This is a genomic window from Polycladidibacter stylochi (genome assembly GCF_001562055.1).
In the GTDB taxonomy this organism is placed as follows: domain Bacteria; phylum Pseudomonadota; class Alphaproteobacteria; order Rhizobiales; family Stappiaceae; genus Pseudovibrio; species Pseudovibrio stylochi.
On record NZ_LLWE01000026.1, the window covers coordinates 2,501 to 5,710 of the forward strand.

Annotated in this window: 2 rRNA genes; both read left to right on the forward strand. The window is 52.4% G+C overall.

From position 1 onward, the window contains the following. Positions 1-54 precede the first annotated feature (54 nt). A 23S ribosomal RNA gene (locus tag AYK67_RS11210) occupies positions 55-2,775 on the forward strand. Positions 2,776-2,858: 83 nt separating this feature from the next. After that, positions 2,859-2,973 (forward strand): 5S ribosomal RNA (gene rrf, locus AYK67_RS11215). Positions 2,974-3,210: the final 237 nt, after the last annotated feature.

Here is a 3,210-nt window from a genome sequence, read left to right on the forward strand (position 1 = left end):
TACAGTTAAACAAGCATGCTTTTGTTAGTGATTGTGATTATTGCTAATGAGAGTGATCAAGTGTCTTAAGGGCATTTGGTGGATGCCTTGGCGACTAGAGGCGATGAAAGACGTGATACGCTGCGATAAGCGTCGGTTAGCTGCGAATAAGCTTTGATCCGACGATTTCTGAATGGGGCAACCCACTCCGTATGGAGTACCCGCAAGGGGGCAAACCCGGGGAACTGAAACATCTAAGTACCCGGAGGAAAGGACATCAACCGAGACTCCGCTAGTAGTGGCGAGCGAACGCGGACCAGGCCAGTGGTCATATTTTAAGAACCGGAACAAGTTGGGAAGCTTGGCGAAATGGGTGATAGCCCCGTACGGGTAGAAAGAGATATGATCCTTGAGTAGGGCGGGACACGTGAAATCCTGTCTGAACATGGGGGGACCACCCTCCAAGCCTAAGTACTCCTAGTCGACCGATAGCGCACCAGTACCGTGAGGGAAAGGTGAAAAGTACCCCGACGAGGGGAGTGAAATAGTACCTGAAACCGAATGCCTACAAACAGTTGGAGCCCTTTTGAGGGTGACAGCGTACCTTTTGTATAATGGGTCAGCGACTTAATTTAACGAGCAAGCTTAAGCCGATAGGTGTAGGCGCAGCGAAAGCGAGTCTTAATAGGGCGCTTTAGTTCGTTGGATTAGACCCGAAACCGAGTGATCTAGCCATGAGCAGGTTGAAGGTGCGGTAACACGCACTGGAGGACCGAACCCACGAATGTTGAAAAATTCGGGGATGACTTGTGGCTAGGGGTGAAAGGCCAATCAAACTCGGAAATAGCTGGTTCTCCGCGAAATCTATTTAGGTAGAGCGTCGAGTGAATACTCCTGGGGGTAGAGCACTGGATGGGCTATGGGGGCTCACCGCCTTACTGATCCTAACCAAACTCCGAATACCAGGAAGTACTGCTCGGCAGACACACAGTGGGTGCTAACGTCCATTGTGGAGAGGGAAACAACCCTGACCGCCAGTTAAGGTCCCTAAGTTATGGCTAAGTGGGAAAGGATGTGAAGATCCCAAAACAACCAGGATGTTGGCTTAGAAGCAGCCATCATTTAAAGAAAGCGTAACAGCTCACTGGTCTAAATAAGGGTCTTTGCGCCGAAAATGTACCGGGGCTCAAGCCATACACCGAAACTGCGGGTGCACGTAAGTGCGCGGTAGCGGAGCGTTCTGTAAGCTGATGAAGGGATACTCGTGAGAGATCTTGGAAGTATCAGAAGTGCGAATGCTGACATGAGTAACGATAAAGAGGGTGAGAGACCCTCTCGCCGAAAGTCCAAGGGTTCCTGCGCAATGCTAATCAGCGCAGGGTTAGCCGGCCCCTAAGGCGAGGCCGAAAGGCGTAGTCGATGGGAACCACGTTAATATTCGTGGGCCAGTGGGTAGTGACGGATGCCGTGTATCGTATCCCCTTATTGGATTGGGGATGCGGTGAAGGTGTTCCAGGAAATAGCTCCCACGCTAGACCGTACCCGAAACCGACACAGGTGGACAGGTAGAGTATACCAAGGCGCTTGAGAGAACTGTGCTGAAGGAACTCGGCAAAATGCTCCCGTAAGTTCGCGAGAAGGGAGACCTGTAATTGGGCAACCAGTTATGGGTGGCACAGAATTGGGGGTTGCGACTGTTTATCAAAAACACAGGGCTCTGCGAAGCCGCAAGGCGACGTATAGGGTCTGACGCCTGCCCGGTGCTGGAAGGTTAAGAGGAGATGTGCAAGCATCGAATTGAAGCCCCAGTAAACGGCGGCCGTAACTATAACGGTCCTAAGGTAGCGAAATTCCTTGTCGGGTAAGTTCCGACCTGCACGAATGGCGTAACGACTTCCCCGCTGTCTCCAGCACAGACTCAGTGAAATTGAATTCCCCGTGAAGATGCGGGGTTCCTGCGGTCAGACGGAAAGACCCCGTGCACCTTTACTACAGCTTCACACTGGTATTCGTGATGACATGTGTAGGATAGGTGGTAGGCGTTGAAACGTGGGCGCCAGCTCACGTGGAGCCATCCTTGAAATACCACCCTTGTCCTCATGGATATCTAACCGCGGTACTACAATATCCGGGACCGTGTGTGGCGGGTAGTTTGACTGGGGCGGTCGCCTCCCAAATAGTAACGGAGGCGCGCGAAGGTGGGCTCAGAGCGGTCGGAAATCGCTCGTCGAGTGCAATGGCATAAGCCCGCCTGACTGCGAGAGTGACAACTCGAGCAGAGACGAAAGTCGGTCATAGTGATCCGGTGGTCCCTCGTGGAAGGGCCATCGCTCAACGGATAAAAGGTACGCCGGGGATAACAGGCTGATGATGCCCAAGAGTCCATATCGACGGCATTGTTTGGCACCTCGATGTCGGCTCATCACATCCTGGGGCTGGAGCAGGTCCCAAGGGTTTGGCTGTTCGCCAATTAAAGTGGTACGTGAGCTGGGTTCAGAACGTCGCGAGACAGTTCGGTCCCTATCTGCCGTGGGTGTAGGAATATTGAGAGGATCTGTCCCTAGTACGAGAGGACCGGGATGGACGTACCTCTGGTGGACCTGTTGTGGCGCCAGCCGCATTGCAGGGTAGCTATGTACGGAAGGGATAACCGCTGAAGGCATCTAAGCGGGAAACCCACCTCAAAACAAGTATTCCCTGAAGAGCCGTGGAAGACCACCACGTCGATAGGAGGCATGTGGAAGCATGGCAACATGCGAAGCTAAGCCTTACTAATAGCTCGTTCGGCTTGATCACTCCCATTAAGCTATAATCACAGAAAAACAAAATACATGCTTGTATAAGACTAACAAAAAGACCAGTTCAGTGAGGTTATCCTGCCCGGTGGCTATGGCGGGGCGCCCCCACCCGATCCCATCCCGAACTCGGAAGTGAAACGCCCCTGCGCCAATGGTACTTCGTCTTAAGACGCGGGAGAGTAGGGCGCCGCCGGGCATGATAACCTCACATCCTCATCAAAAACAAACATAACATACAAACCCAAAAACAAACAAAGAGCCGTAAGGCTCTTTTGTCGTATCTAAAGCCTGTTCCCGGAAAGTGGATGCACGTATTCGAATAAGAATACACGTCAATCCAATCGGTTAAAGCAAGAATGCATAGGGCAACACAATGCCCCGCACGCCCACAGCCACCAAGGCGAGGACGGGCTAAACAAAGAAAACCGGGCAC